12 protein-coding genes and 1 riboswitch are annotated in these 13630 nt (G+C 68.2%); of the genes, 9 read left to right on the top strand and 3 right to left on the bottom strand.

Going from position 1 to position 13630, the window contains the following annotated elements; genetic code table 11:
* Positions 1-159 precede the first annotated feature (159 nt).
* The 5 genes from GKO32_RS09385 to GKO32_RS09405 all read left to right on the top strand — a co-directional run bounded on the left by GKO32_RS09385 (position 160) and on the right by GKO32_RS09405 (position 3546).
* A complete protein-coding gene (locus GKO32_RS09385; protein ID WP_166459455.1) occupies positions 160-1374 on the top strand; it encodes an IS110 family RNA-guided transposase in 1215 nt (404 codons plus the stop codon).
* Positions 1375-1411: 37 nt separating this feature from the next.
* A riboswitch (TPP riboswitch) is annotated at positions 1412-1525 on the bottom strand.
* Positions 1526-1549: 24 nt separating this feature from the next.
* Positions 1550-1840, top strand: a complete 291-nt coding sequence (locus GKO32_RS09390; RefSeq protein WP_154756401.1) for a 4a-hydroxytetrahydrobiopterin dehydratase — start codon at positions 1550-1552, stop codon at positions 1838-1840.
* A gap of 64 nt (positions 1841-1904) precedes the next feature.
* The gene (locus GKO32_RS09395) at positions 1905-2153 is read left to right on the top strand and encodes a hypothetical protein (protein WP_154756402.1); all 249 of its coding nucleotides are present in this window, start codon (positions 1905-1907) and stop codon (positions 2151-2153) included.
* A gap of 429 nt (positions 2154-2582) precedes the next feature.
* Positions 2583-3239 carry a VldE C-terminal domain-containing protein gene (locus GKO32_RS09400; RefSeq protein ID WP_312867728.1) on the top strand — a complete coding sequence of 219 codons (657 nt, stop codon included), beginning with the start codon at positions 2583-2585 and terminating at the stop codon, positions 3237-3239.
* A 76-nt stretch (positions 3240-3315) separates the two neighbouring features.
* Positions 3316-3546, top strand: coding sequence for a hypothetical protein (locus GKO32_RS09405; protein ID WP_154756403.1), 231 nt, complete (start codon positions 3316-3318; stop codon positions 3544-3546).
* A 64-nt stretch (positions 3547-3610) separates the two neighbouring features.
* Here the strand turns inward: GKO32_RS09405 and ychF are convergent, their stop codons facing one another.
* Entirely contained in the window at positions 3611-4693 is a 1083-nt protein-coding gene (gene ychF, locus GKO32_RS09410; protein ID WP_312867729.1) for a redox-regulated ATPase YchF, read from the bottom strand.
* A gap of 150 nt (positions 4694-4843) precedes the next feature.
* On the opposite strand from ychF, the gene GKO32_RS09415 reads away from it, so the two are divergent.
* Together GKO32_RS09415 and GKO32_RS09420 are read left to right on the top strand one after the other, a co-directional pair.
* Entirely contained in the window at positions 4844-6316 is a 1473-nt protein-coding gene (locus tag GKO32_RS09415) for a DNA-3-methyladenine glycosylase 2 family protein (protein WP_154756404.1), read from the top strand.
* 48 nt (positions 6317-6364) lie between these two features.
* Positions 6365-6874, top strand: coding sequence for a methylated-DNA--[protein]-cysteine S-methyltransferase (locus tag GKO32_RS09420; RefSeq protein WP_154756405.1), 510 nt, complete (start codon positions 6365-6367; stop codon positions 6872-6874).
* Between the two features lie 68 nt (positions 6875-6942).
* On the opposite strand, the gene GKO32_RS09425 is transcribed toward GKO32_RS09420, so the two are convergent.
* Together GKO32_RS09425 and GKO32_RS09430 are read right to left on the bottom strand one after the other, a co-directional pair.
* Positions 6943-9903: an AAA family ATPase gene (locus GKO32_RS09425; RefSeq protein ID WP_154756406.1), complete on the bottom strand. Its 2961-nt coding sequence runs from the start codon at positions 9901-9903 to the stop codon at positions 6943-6945.
* A complete protein-coding gene (locus GKO32_RS09430) occupies positions 9900-11048 on the bottom strand; it encodes an exonuclease SbcCD subunit D (protein WP_312867730.1) in 1149 nt (382 codons plus the stop codon). The genes GKO32_RS09425 and GKO32_RS09430 overlap by 4 nt, the downstream gene beginning before the upstream one ends.
* Before the next feature lie 155 nt (positions 11049-11203).
* Here GKO32_RS09430 and rmuC point away from each other — a divergent pair, with 155 nt between their 5' ends.
* Positions 11204-12121, top strand: coding sequence for a DNA recombination protein RmuC (gene rmuC / locus GKO32_RS09435; protein ID WP_312867731.1), 918 nt, complete (start codon positions 11204-11206; stop codon positions 12119-12121).
* Positions 12122-12303: 182 nt separating this feature from the next.
* Complete coding sequence (locus tag GKO32_RS09440) at positions 12304-13350, top strand: DUF6542 domain-containing protein (RefSeq protein ID WP_312867732.1); 1047 nt, start codon at positions 12304-12306, stop codon at positions 13348-13350.
* Positions 13351-13630 lie beyond the last annotated feature (280 nt).

The raw sequence follows: 13630 nt of genomic DNA on the forward strand, positions 1-13630 counted from the left end.
GGCCCGGGAGGGCCGGATGTGGCTAATCGGTTCTTGCCCTTGGTGGCTTGCGAGGAGTGGCCGTCCGGCTCTCCGGGGCCCCCTGGCTGCTGATTGAGATGCGCGTGCTGGTCGCTGTTTACGGAGATGACGGCGGGGTGTTCCTCGGGCCGATGGAAGATGGTTCGGTTCGAGGAGGCGTGGTTGAGCGAGCAGCGGACCCGTGTCTGGGCAGGGATTGACGCGGGCAAGGCCCATCACTGGGCTGTGGTGGTCGATGACACCGGGGCGACGGTCTGGTCGCGCAAGATCCCCAATGACGAGGCAGCGATCCTGGACGCGCTCGCCGACATCCTTGGCCTGAGCGAGCCGGTGTCCTGGGCGATCGATATCGCCGGCACGGCCTCGGCGTTGCTGCTGGCGTTGCTGGCGGCGCACGGTCAGCATGCGGTCTATGTGCCTGGCCGCACGGTCAACCGGATGTCCGGCGCCTACCGGGGCGAGGCGAAGACCGACGCCCGCGACGCCTCCGTGATCGCCGAGACTTCCCGTGTCCGCAACGATTTCCAGGCCATCGACGTGCCCGCGGACCTGGCCCTGCTGACCGCGCACGGCACCGATCTGGTCGCCGACCGAGTCCGGTTGATCAACCGATTGCGTGATGTGCTCACCGGCATCAGCCCGACCCTGGAACGGGCATTCGACTACTCCGCCTGCAAAGGCGCTCTCCTGCTGTTGACCGGCTATCAAACCCCAGCGGCGCTCCGCCGGATCGGCCAGACGAGGTTGACAGCCTGGCTGGCCAACCGCAAGGTCCCAAGCGCGGACACCGTCGCGGCCACCGCACTGGACGCCGCGCGGTCCCAGCAGACCACTCTGCCCGGCGAACAGGTCGCCGCCGGAATTGTGGCTGAACTGGCCCGCCAGATCCTCGCCCTGGACCAACGGCTCACCACGATCGAGACCCAGATCCGCGACACGTTCCATACGCACCCGCAGGCTGAGATCATCGAGTCGCTGCCCGGCATCGGCCCAATCCTGGGCGCGGAACTGGTCATCGCCGCCGGTGACCTCGCTGCCTACGCCGACGCCGGCCACCTGGCTTCCGCGGCCGGACTCGTGCCCGTACCGCGGGACTCCGGCCGCCGCACCGGCAACCTGCACCGCCCCAAACGCTACAGCCCTCGCCCGCGGCGGGTGTTCTACCTGTCCGCGCAAACCAGCATCATCCGCGAGGGCCCCAATCGCGACTTCTACCTCAAGAAACGCAGCCAAGGACTCAAACACGTCCAAGCCATCACCGCCCTGGCCCGCCGCAGGGTCGACGTGCTGTGGGCACTGTTGCGTGACAACCGGGTCTTCACCCCCGTCCAACCGGTCACGCATCCGGCTTGACAACATCATTGAGACTCCTCGTGCTCACCGGCGGCAGGAGGAGTTGGGGATGCCTCCCTGCGCCGGCATGATCCGGATCAGGTGCGAACGGTCGCGGGCCGGCGGCCCGCCTCTCAGCCCGGCTCGGTGCCGGACTCCCGTGGCAACCGTGCAGCGTACCCGTCACGATGGGGAGATGGCGAAGCTACTGAACGACGACGAGATCGTGGCGGCGCTGACGAAGCTGCCGTACTGGAAGCGCGAGGGCGATTCGCTGGAGCGCACCGCGGAGCTGGCCAGTTTCCCGCAGGCCATCCAGGTGGTGAACCGGGTCGCTGAGATCGCGGAGAGCGCCGATCACCATCCGGACATCGACATCCGCTGGCGGACTTTGACGTTCCGGCTCAGCACCCATTCCGCGGGTGGGTTGACGGAGAAGGACGTGTCGCTGGCGACCGAGATCGACGGGGTCGTCGACGCGTTGTGATCTCGGCAACCGCGGCAACATGCCGCGGGGGTTCGTGCGTTGCCCCAACAGGAGGGAACGCACCATGTCGAAGATCATGATCAAACTGGCCGGCTTGGCGGCGGTGTTCGCGCTGCTGTTCGGCGGCGTCGGGGGTGTCGCACAGGCGACGGAAGGCGCCGCGGTGGAACGCGGTCCGGCGGATGCCCAGCAGGCGGGCGCGCCGAGCGAAACACGCGCGGTCGTCGTCAGTGGGCTGGCTTTCGTGCTGATGGTGGGCGCTGCCGGGGCCGTGCTCTGGCACACCGCGCGAAGCCGGCGTTCCACGGAGTGATTTTGACCACACTGTCGTAACAAGTATCGAGATCAAGGCGGTTTCACGCGCGCAACCCGTCCTTCGAGCCCAGGGACCACCATGAACATTTCCACCCTGTCGGCCATGCAGCGCGCGCGGGTGGCCGCGATCTCGACGGCCGTCACCTTGCTGATCGTCATCGCGCTGGGGTTCGCCGGTTTCGCCGGCTGACTTTTCCGCTCCGGAGCCTTCTTTGGGCCAAATGGCCTAAGGAAGGCCCTTTTTGTGCGTGTTGATCTGTGCCGCTCCTCACCGGACTAGTGACTTCGCCGTGCCCGATTCGTAGCGTGACGTCGGTTCAGCCAATAACGAGCCGGTAACAGAACAATTACCAGCGGTATCGAGAATGGTGTTTTGGCAATGGTGGGTCGACATAGGTCAAGGGGACGATCACGCATTCTTCCGATCGTGATCACGGTAGCGGCGGCTTTTCTGATGGGGTTCACGATCTGGATCACGAGCGGGCCGTTGGGCCGGCAGGGTCCGGGTCTGGCGGCGGAGTTGAAGGCTCCCGCCCCGATGTCTGTGCCGGCGCCTGTGACGTCGTCTTCCACCACGCCGCCCTCCACGACGACACCAACCCAGCCGTCGACGACCAGCAAGAAACCGTCGCTCACCACGAAGCCTTCGGCGACACCACCCCGGGCCACCACGCAAACTTTGCCTGTGACGAGGGAGCCGGCGGCGATGACGACCATTGCCGGACGCCCATGCTCGTCCGTCCTGGCGGGAACGCAGCCACAGGTGACGCAGGCAGGCAACTATTTGAAGGCCATGTTCGGCGTCGACACGATCTTCGGCCGCGCGGCCCGCGGCGGCGAAAGCGATCATCCGAACGGGCTCGCCCTGGATTTCATGGTGGACACCGCAACGGGAAACAAATTGGCGGATTACGTGCTGGCCAACCAGTCGCGGTTGGGCGTGAAATACGTGATCTGGCGCCAGCGCTATAACGACGGAAACGGCTGGTCAATGCTGGAAGATCGCGGTAGTCCGACTGCGAACCATTACGATCACGTGCACATCTCGTTTATCGCGGGCGCCAAGGCCTCGGTGACGTGTTGATCCCGTAGCTCCCGTCCGGCGCAGCGGCCGGGCGGCCTCCGGCCCAGCCACTGGCATCATGCGACGGGGTGGTCTGGTGAGTCGGGAAGCCGGCGCCACCGCCGGGCCCCTCCATTACGTCAGCTTCGACGGGCACGCGGCTTGTCACCTCAGCCGTGAGGGTCGCCTGGTCGACAGTGAGGTCGATGGTCGGACCCCCACATTCGCAGCGGCCGGTTACCTGAGCGGTCGGGGCTTGGGCGCGGAGTTCGGCTGCGCCAGGAAAGTCCGTGGCGAGCAGAACGTCCAGAGCCGCACGCTCGGATGACGTAAGAGGCCGGTTGGTCATGTCCCAGTGTGGCCGCCACGTTCGTCAGGGCGAGCGGCCGCTGTCACACGTTGAAGCGGAACTCCACCACGTCGCCGTCGGCCATGACGTAGTCCTTGCCTTCCATCCGGACCTTGCCGGCGGCGCGGGCCGCGGCCATCGACCCGGCCTCCATCAGGTCGTCGTAGGAGACCACCTCGGCTTTGATGAACCCGCGCTCGAAGTCGGTGTGGATGACGCCGGCGGCCTGGGGCGCTGTCGCGCCCCTCGGGATCGTCCACGCGCGAGCCTCCTTCGGGCCCGCGGTGAGGTAGGTCTGCAGACCGAGCGTGTGGAACCCGGCGCGAGCGAGCGCGTAGAGACCGGGCTCGGGCTGGCCGACGGACTCGAGCAGTTCGCGAACCGACTCCTCGTCGTCGAGCTCCAGCAACTCGGCTTCGATCTTCGCATCGAGGAACACAGCGTCCGCGGGCGCGACGAGTTTGGCGAGCTCCTCCCGCTTGGCATCGTCGGTGAGTACGCCTTCGTCGGCGTTGAAGACGTAAAGGAACGGTTTCGTGGTCAGGAGGCTCAGCTCACGCAGGTGACTGCCGTCGATTTCCTTCTGCGCCGAGAACAACGTGCGACCGCTGTCGAGGATTTCCTTGGCCTGCTGCGCCGCCTCCAGCGCGGGTCGGTTCTCCTTCTTGGTGCGCGCCTCTTTTTCCAGGCGCGGCAAGGCTTTCTCCAGGGTCTGCAGATCGGCCAAGATGAGTTCGGTATTGATCGTCTCGATATCGGCCGACGGGTCCACCCGGCCGTCGACGTGCACCACGTCGGGGTCGTCGAACACGCGGATGACCTGACAGACCGCATTCGCCTCACGGATGTTCGCCAGGAACTTGTTCCCGAGACCGGCGCCTTCGGACGCCCCCTTCACGATCCCCGCGATGTCCACAAAGGACACGGTTGCCGGCACGACTCGCTCGGAGTGGAACAGCTCGGCGAGCTTGTCCAGCCGCCCGTCAGGCAACGGCACCACCCCGACGTTCGGCTCGATCGTGGCGAACGGATAGTTCGCGGCGAGCACGTCGTTGCGGGTGAGTGCGTTGAACAGGGTGGACTTGCCGACGTTGGGCAGTCCGACAATGCCGAGGGTGAGGCTCACGGACGGACAGTCTAGTTGCGCCGCGCCCACCGCCCGGCTGCCGGCCGCAGCCGGATCGCCAACCGGCGGAGCTCAGCGCGGGCAAGCCGGATCATCGCTGTGTCGGATTTCCGCCAGTCAAGGGCCTGACCTGCTGGCAGTATCGAAGTCATGACAGCCGTAGCCACCCCCGCCGGGCAGGCACTGTGGCGAGACGCCGAGCGCTGCTACCGCGCCGTCGCATCGCGCGACGCCCGTTTCGACGGGCAGTTCATCGTGGCCGTCAAGACCACCGGCATCTACTGTCGCCCGTCCTGCCCGGCGGTCACCCCGAAAGCCGCCAACGTGCGCTTCTACCCGACCTCGGCCGCCGCCCAGGCGGGCGGTTTCCGCGCTTGCCGGCGCTGCCTGCCGGACGCGGTGCCAGGCTCACCGGAGTGGAACCTCCGCGCCGACCTCGTCGCCCGCGCCATGCGACTCATCGCCGACGGCGCGGTCGAACGCGAAGGCGTGCCCGGCCTGGCACACCGCCTCGGCTACTCGGAACGTCAGCTGGGCCGCGTGCTCACGGCGGAGCTGGGCGCGGGCCCGCTGGCATTGGCCCGTGCCCACCGCGCCCACTCGGCGCGACTGCTCATCGAGTTGTCCGAGCTTCCGCTCGCCGATGTGGCGTTCGCGGCCGGGTTCGCGAGCGTCCGCCAGTTCAATGACACCATCCGTGAGGTCTTCGCACGCACGCCCTCGCAGCTGCGCGCTTCCGCGACAGCGGCACGAGGACGTCCGGACGACGGGCACGCCAAGGACACGACCGGCACCAGGCTGAGCCTGCGCCTGCCGTATCGCAAGCCGTTCGACCACAACGGAATATTCGGTTTTCTCGCCGCCCGGGCAGTACCCGGCGTCGAATGGGCCGATGGCGCCGGCTACGGCCGCACCCTGCGGTTACCCCACGGCCCCGGAAGCATCGCGCTCACCCCGCAAGACGGGCACATCCGTTGCGAGCTGCACCTCGCGGACGTGCGTGACCTGGGCAGCGCGGTCGCGCGTACCCGGCGCCTCCTCGACCTCGACGCCGATCCCGAAGCCGTCCAGCGCGTGCTGGCCGCCGACGCCGCCCTGGCACCGGCGGTTGCCGCGGCGCCGGGTATCCGGGTGCCCGGCGCCGTGGACGGCCCAGAGCTCCTGCTGCGAGCCATGCTCGGCCAGCAGGTGTCCGTCGCCGCGGCGAAGACGGCAGCCGGCCGGCTCGCGGCAGCGCTCGGCGAGCAACTCCCGTGGGGCACGCTCTTTCCCACGCCCCAGGCCGTCGCTGAACAGGGGCGCGAGGTCCTGCGCGGCCCGAAACGCCGGATCGAGGCGATCTGCATTGCCGCCGAGGCCATGGCGACCAGCGCCGTCGAGGTGCACATCGGCCGTGACGCCGACGAGCTTCGCGCGGAACTGCTCGCCCTGCCTGGCGTCGGCCCGTGGACCGCCGACTACGTGCTGATGCGCGTCCTCGGTGCCCCCGACTTGCTCCTGTCGGACGACCTGGTGGTCCGCAAAGGAGCGGCGGCCCTGGGCATCGCCGACCTCAGCGAACGTTCCGAGGCCTGGCGCCCCTGGCGGAGCTACGCCGGGATGTACCTGTGGCGCAGCGCCTGAATCCACCCGAAACCCATCCGAACCGTCAGCCCAGTCGAAAGAGGAACCATGAGCATCGCCTACTGGTCCACAATGGACACACCCATCGGCCCCTTCACCGCGGTCGTCGCGTCGGACGGCGCCGTCCTGGCGTCCGGCTGGACCGCCGATCTGGACACACTCACGCCGCAGATCTCGCGCGCGCTCGTTCCGGGTGAGCTACGCGAGAAACGCGACCTGGGCGCGGTCAGCACCGCAGTCCGCCGATACCACCAAGGCGAGCTGGACGTCATCGACGACATCCCGGTCCGTCAGCGCTCGGGCGAGTTCCTGCAGCATGCATGGGACGTGCTGCGGACCGTTCCCGCGGGCAAGCCCGTGACCTACACCGAATACGCCGAGCTCGCGGGCAGGCCGACGGCCATCCGGGCGGCCGCATCCGCCTGCGCTCGCAATGCGACAGCACTTTTCGTGCCCTGTCACCGAGTGCTGCGCATCGGTGGCACGCTTGGCGGGTTCAGGTGGGGTCTCGAGACCAAACGGTGGCTGCTCGACCACGAATCGCCGAATCTGAGTTAGGGGTGTTTCGAAGCGCGGAACCGAGCGGGGTCAGCCATCACCCCTCGCGCCACTTCAAAACGGTCAGCTCACATCTGCACCTCCAGGGTCGATCCGGTGCGCGCCTTGCGAACCCGCAACCGGGTGGGGATGCGCTGGCGCAACTCCTCGACATGGGAAACGAGGCCGACGACTCGTCCCCCGGCACGGAGCCCGTCGAGGATGTCCATGACGACGTCGAGGGTTTCGGCGTCCAGCGTGCCGAAACCCTCGTCGACGAACAGGGTGTCCAACAGTGCGCCGCCCGTCTCCGCGGCGACCACGTCAGCCAAACCCAGCGCCAGCGCAAGGGAAGCAAGAAACGACTCACCGCCGGACAAGGTCTTCGCTGGCCGGACGGTGCCTGAGTAGTCGTCCAGCACGTCCAATGCCAAACCGCCCTTGGTGCCGCGTGCACCCGCCCGGTCCGAATGCACGAAGGAATACCGGCCCTGGCTCATCGCCTGCAATCGCGTGGTCGCCGCGAGCGCGAGCTCCTCCAACCGGGCCGCCAGGACGTATGACCGCAAGGACATCCGGCGCGCGTTCTGGCCCCGTCCGTTGATCACGTCGGTCAGCGCGTCGAGTTCGGCGAACTCTTCTTCCAGTGGCCTGATCGCGTCGATCGCCGCAGACAGCTGGACAGCCAGGGTCTCCAAATCCGTCGCACGCTGGTCAGCCGCACGCAACCGCGCAACCGCGGTCTCGGCAGCCTCGCGGGCGGCGCGCACGGCCGTCGTCGCCGACTCGACGTCGACATCGTCATCGGGCGACACGCCTGCTAGCTCGGGTTCCGCCAGTACGGCCCGCGCGGCGGCCTCCTCGGCCGCGGCTTGCGAGAGCCGCTTTTCCAGCCGCGCCACCGTTTCGTCAGGGCGAGCGGCCGCGCGCACCTCGTCGGCCGTGCCGAACTCCGCATTCGCCAAGCTTTCCTGGAGTTCTTCGCGACGCTGCGCGAGTTGTTGGTGGGCGGTCACCCGCTCCGTTCTTGCTTCGACGAGCGCGTCGAGCGCCCGCACAACTCGGCTCAGTTGTGCGCGGCGCGCGGCGACGTCCGGATATTCGCCGCGCGCTTCGTCGAGCCGGCGTGCCCGTTCGTCGACCCGATCCAGCAGCGTCCGCCGACGCGCATCGGCCGCCGTCGCGATTTGCTCGACAGCGCGCAGCTTGTCCGTCAACGACTTGGCCTCCGCCTCGGCGGCGCGGGCTTCGCTCGACAACTTCGCTCGTTGTCTGGCGCGGCGTTCGAGATCCTCCAGTTGCCGCTGGGCCAGTCGCAGCTCTTCGTCAAGGTCTTCGCCGGTACGGCCGCGCAAACGCTCACGCAACGCCGCAAGTGTGGTTTCGGCCGCGTGCCTCGCCGCCTCGGCCGTGCTGCGGGCATGTTCGGCGCGCCGCTCAGCCCGCTCAGCCTCCGCCTCTTGCTCGCGGTCCACCGACCCGTCGGCGGGACGGGCAGGCGCTGGATGTTCGGCCGCACCACACACCGGGCAGGCTTGACCGTCGGTGAGGCCTGCTGCGAGCTCGGCTGCCATCCCCTCGAGCCGCAGCTCACGCAGTCGTAATCGATGTTCCCGCGCGTCCTGGTGCTCGTCCGTCGCGATCCGGACGCGTTCCTGCGTCTCGGCCACCGTCCGCATCGCACCGGGTAGTCCGGCCGCGTCGTCGACCGCGACTTCCAACTCCGCATGCCGCACGCGCGCAGCATCGAGCTGCACGGCCGCGGCATTGGCGGCGTCCAGTTCCCGGCGGAGCTCCTCCAGCCGCTGCGGAATTCCGTCCAGCTTCTCCGTCAATACAAGGACGTCTGCCCTTGCCTCCTCGGCCTTATCGACAAGTGCCTCGATTTCCCTCCGGTCACGGGTTTGCTGCTCGGCTTCGGCGACCAGGCCGGCGAGCGCCCCACCTTCTTCGCGCAACTTCGCCGCGTGACGGCGAAGCTCGGCGACTTCCGCGTCGGCGTCGGCCTGACCTGTGGCGACCAGTTCACGTACGCGGAGCCGTTCCGTAGCAACAGCTTCCTCGAATCGAACGGCCCATCGCTCGGCTTGCGTCACCGCTCCCAGCACGGTTGTGGCGCGCCGAGCTCCCGCGATCTCCGCTGCCCACGCGCGCCGCTCGTCCCGCTGATCCTCCACAAGGGACAGACGACGATGCGCCGAACGTAGACGATGCACCCTCTCCGCCGCCGTCCGCCGCTCGGCAAGCAGCTTCTCGGCACCATCCGAATCAGACCGTGCTCGCTCCTCGTCCGACTTTGCCTCCGCCACAGCCTGCTCGGCCTTCTCGCGCACTGCGGCCGTCCAGCCGGCGAGGTCCTGTTCAGGCGCATCCTCTCCAGCGACTTGACCGAACCGCGCTACCCACTCGCGCACCTCCTGCCGACGCTGGTCCAACCCGCGGCGCTTGTCGGCACGTTGATCCCGGAACCACGCTTCGACATCCGCGAACCGCTTGGTACCGAACAACTTCTCCAGCAGCTTCTCCCGCTCATCCGTCTCCGCACGAAGAAACCTGGCGAACTCTCCTTGCGGCAACAGAACAACCTGGAAGAACTGCGGTGCGCTCATCCCGAGCAGACCTTCCACCGTCCGGCTGACCTCATCGATCCGGATCAACCCTTCGGCCGGATACCCTTCCGGGACACCACCGATCCAGGTGAGTGACGCCTTCGCGTTTTGCTTGGTGGTGCCGTCGCCACGACGTTTCGGCCGTTGATACTCGGGGCGGCGCACGAGCCGCATCCGTTGTCCCTGCACGGACAGTTCGAGTACGACTTCGGTCACTTCGTCCGGCTCGGCGAAGGCACATCGCAGCCGTCTGACCTCACCTCGAGCACCGGGAACGAGGCCGAACAAGGCGAACGCAACGGCATCAAGGAGCGTCGTCTTACCCGCACCCGTGTCGCCATGCAAAAGGAACAGACCATCGGCGCCGAGCGCATCGAAGTCGACGATCTCGCGTTTCCGGTACGGGCCGAACGCGGCAACTTCCAGTCGATGGAGCCTCATTCCTCACCCCTGCCCGCGGTTTCCAAAGCCCGGCGCAACAATTTCTCCTCACGGTCGTTCGGCGGCGCGCCACGACAGTCGTCGAGAAAGCTGCGAACGATCTCGGTGTCCGGCCGGCCACGAACTGCCTCCGCGTAGCGCAGCGTGGCCGCCGTCCTTCCGTTCTCCGGCTGCCATTCCAGATGCACGGCATAGGGGAACCGGTCGCGCAGCCGGCGCATCGCGTCATCCGGGCGCACAGAATCAGTGAGTGTCACCGAAAGATAGCAGTCGGCGACGTCAGCGTGCTCTTCCGCGCTCAGCAACCAGTCGATGCGTCCGACAAGTTTCGCCAGCCGGCGCGGCACCGGCAGCTCATGCCGGCGAACCTCGGCCAGACCACCCTCGTCGAGGTCCACCAGCCATACGGATTTCCGTTGTCGCGACTCGGAAAACGAGTAGGCCAGCGGACTTCCCGAATACCGTAGGTGATCCGCGAGCGCCTGGGCTCCGTGCAGATGGCCCAGCGCGACGTAGTCGACGCCGTCGAAGACATCACTGCCCACCTGTTCAACGCCGCCGACCGCGATCGTGCGTTCGGAATCGGTGCCCTGCCCGCCTGTCACGAACGCGTGCGCGAGTACGACCGAGCGGATACCAGGCTCGCGCGCGGCCAAATCCTCCCGGACGCGGCGCATCGCCTCGGTCAGAACTCCGTTGTGTCCCCTGGCATCCGGCACTCCGAGCGCGTGGCGGGCCGGCTCCGGCTCGAGGTATGGGATGCCGTAGATGGCGACCGGCCCGTGCTCGTCGTCGAGCAGCACGGGGTGATCGATCCGGTCGACTGTGGTGCGCAGGTGCAGCCCGCCCGCGGCGGCGAACTCACTGAACACACCGAGCCGTGGCGCCGAATCGTGGTTGCCCGAAGTGAGCACGAGCTGCGCACCCGCCGCTCGAATCCTTGCCATGGCGCGGTTTGCGACCTGTACGGCTTCCGCCGAGGGCACCGCACGGTCATAGATGTCCCCGGAGACGAGCACGACATCGATCGCCTCGGCGGCGACGAGCTCCGCGAGGTGGCCGAGCACGGCGGCCTGCTCGGCGATCAGATCCACGCCGTGGAAGGTCCGTCCGACATGCCAGTCAGAGGTGTGCAGGAATCTCACGTGGGCCAAGCTAGAGCCGACCTCCGACAAAAACCCGGAGACATGCCGCAGCGGTTCACCCGAACGTGTGTTCGACTTTCGGCGGCTCCCGTTTTTGTCGGTGGGCTCCGCCATGATGCGAGGGCAAGACCGAGATCGGAGAAAGGAGGGCGAACGTGGCATCCACCGTGATCAGCACGGCGGCCGTCGTCATCGCCTTGGCACTACTGGGGGCGATCGTCCTGCTCTGGCGGCTCTACACGGACAGCATGCGCCGTGCCGACGCCGCCGCACGGCAGGTCCAGGCCGAGCGCGCGCGGGTGGATCAGCAGCAGGCGGCCCTGCGCCGGTACGAGGTGGCGTTCGCCTCGATCAGCGGCAGGGGCGAGCTGGGGGAACAGGTTCTGGTGGAAACCGCGCGGGCGCTGGGTCTGCGGGAGGGGCTGCACTTCACCCTGCAGACCGACCTGGCGGGCGGCGGCGCGGCGAAACCGGACATGGTGCTCCGGGTCGGTGGCGATCGCACCATCCCGGTGGACGCCAAGGCGAGCATGGCGTGCTGGGCCGAGGCGGTCGATACCGACGATGCCGACGAGCGGCTCGACGCGCTCCGGGTACACGTCCGCAATCTGCGCTCGCGGGCCGCGGAACTGGCGGGCAAGGGTTACCAGCGCTGGGCGGACGGTATCTACGGCACGGTCATGTTCGTTCCCTCCGACGCGGCGGTCGTCGCCGCACTCGACACCGATCCCGAGCTGCTGCGGTGGATGCTGGACCGGCGGGTCTTCATGTGTGGCCCGACGGGTTTTGCGGTGGTGGCTTCGGCGGCATTGTTCGCGGCGAGCGACCGGGCGGTCGTCGAGGACATCGAACGGATCCGGGCTGGAGCCACCGCCGCACACCGGGCGGCGGGAAACGCTGTGGAGGCGCTCAACCTGTCCAGCACGCACCTACAGCGTTTCCTGTCCGCCCGCCGGCGCGAGTTGGACGCGCTGGAGGGATTCCGGACTTCGGTCACACCACTGACCGAAGCGTCCGGAAGCCCCACCACCATGCCGACCATACGAAAGGGGGACGAACTGGCCGCGAGCTGAGCGCAGGCGCCGGGTCCAGACCAATGACCTTGCGAGTGCGTAACAAGCAGATTGCCAACAAGGTTGGTACCTGTAAATCCGCTGGTCAGCGTGGGCTGAATGGTCCATTGTGAGCTAGCCGAAGGGTCAACCCTCCGGAGCGGCGGGCGGTTCGGGTCTCGTACGGGTTACCGTGTTGCCCTGTGACCGCCATTCGCGATCGGCAGCGCGAACCCGATGCCGACGAGGTAGCCGTGCCCTGGGACGAGCTTCCCATCGTCGGCGCGAGACGCGGTCTGCCTTGGTGGGGGGCCGTGCTGCTGGCGTTCGGCCTTTCGCTGGTGGGTGCGATCATCGACATGCAGTCGCAGAACGGCCTCGGCTGGGTCTTCCGGATCTGCTACTTCATCGGTGCGGTGGGCGCCATCTGCGCGGTGAAAAGGCGAAGCCTATTCGGACCGATGGTGCAACCACCCCTCGCGCTGGCGATCACGGTGCCTTTGGTTGTGCTGCTGATTTCCGGGGTACCGGCGAACAGCGACACGCTCGCCAAGGCGCTCGCCGTGGGCACGCCGCTGATCAACGGTTTTCCGGTCATGGCGGTGGCCACCGTGTGCACGTTGGCCATCGGCATCGCCCGGCTGTACCGCGAGCGCAACCCGGACGCGCCGGCAAAGGCCGCCGCGGACGACGGGGATGCCAAGCGACCGTCCGGTTCACGCAATCGTGACGGCGCGTCTGGCCGAGCCAGCAGGCCGGCACGTGAGAGTGCGGGGCGCGAGAGCAGCGCCACTCGCGCGCGCCGTCCCATCGAGAGGAGCGGGTCGCCGCGGGCTGGCGAGGGTGAGCAGCATCCGTCGTTGCCGCTGACGCCTCGGCGACGCGTGCAAGACTCGCCTCGGCGCGGCGAACCGGCCGGACGTGGTGGCTCGGGTGAGCCGCGCGGTGATCGCCGCGACCGCGAGCCAGGGGCGCGCGGTGATCGTCGTGACGGTGAGCCGGGTGCGCGTAGTGGGCGCACGCCACCGCCGGGCGCGGCGCGGCGTGGACGCCAGCCACGCGGCGCGGCGCCGGACGACGATCGGCGCCGCGGCGGTGAGAACCGTGACGCGCCCGGAGAACGCCCACGGCGGTCGAATCCACGTGGCAGCGGCGAACCGCGCGGCACGGGCGAGCCGCCTCGCCGCGCTCCCGGTCGACGCCTTGGGCCGCCGCCGCGCACTCGCCGTCCGTGGGACGACGAGGACTGATGGCCGACGGCGCGATGGCGTAGGGCCAGCGCCAGGCCACGCCTCAGTACGGCTTGCCCCGCGCCACCCAGCGGTAAAGCTTGCGCCGCGCTGCGGCAGGACTGACGGCCGGCGCCGCGCCGCGGTGGGGCTTGCGCTGCGGTCGGGCTCGCGCCGCGCCGCTGCGGTACGGCTTGCGCTGACGCCGCGTCAGGGGCGGACTGGCGGCCGACGCCACACCATCAGAACTGGCGGTTGACGCTGTCCAGGTACGACGTGTCTCGCCCTGGGCTTGCGGCGG

It is taken from the genome of Amycolatopsis pithecellobii (genome assembly GCF_009707865.1).
Classification (GTDB): Bacteria; Actinomycetota; Actinomycetes; order Mycobacteriales; family Pseudonocardiaceae; genus Amycolatopsis_E; species Amycolatopsis_E pithecellobii.

What these genes read in the sequence shown, in the direction of transcription:
- GKO32_RS09425 (WP_154756406.1), bottom strand. Translation starts at nt 9,903, where the DNA reads ATGAGGCTCCATCGACTGGAAGTTGCCGCGTTCGGCCCGTACCGGAAA.
- GKO32_RS09395 (WP_154756402.1), top strand. Translation starts at nt 1,905, where the DNA reads ATGTCGAAGATCATGATCAAACTGGCCGGCTTGGCGGCGGTGTTCGCG.
- GKO32_RS09385 (WP_166459455.1), top strand. Translation starts at nt 160, where the DNA reads ATGGTTCGGTTCGAGGAGGCGTGGTTGAGCGAGCAGCGGACCCGTGTC.
- GKO32_RS09415 (WP_154756404.1), top strand. Translation starts at nt 4,844, where the DNA reads ATGACAGCCGTAGCCACCCCCGCCGGGCAGGCACTGTGGCGAGACGCC.
- GKO32_RS09390 (WP_154756401.1), top strand. Translation starts at nt 1,550, where the DNA reads ATGGCGAAGCTACTGAACGACGACGAGATCGTGGCGGCGCTGACGAAG.
- GKO32_RS09420 (WP_154756405.1), top strand. Translation starts at nt 6,365, where the DNA reads ATGAGCATCGCCTACTGGTCCACAATGGACACACCCATCGGCCCCTTC.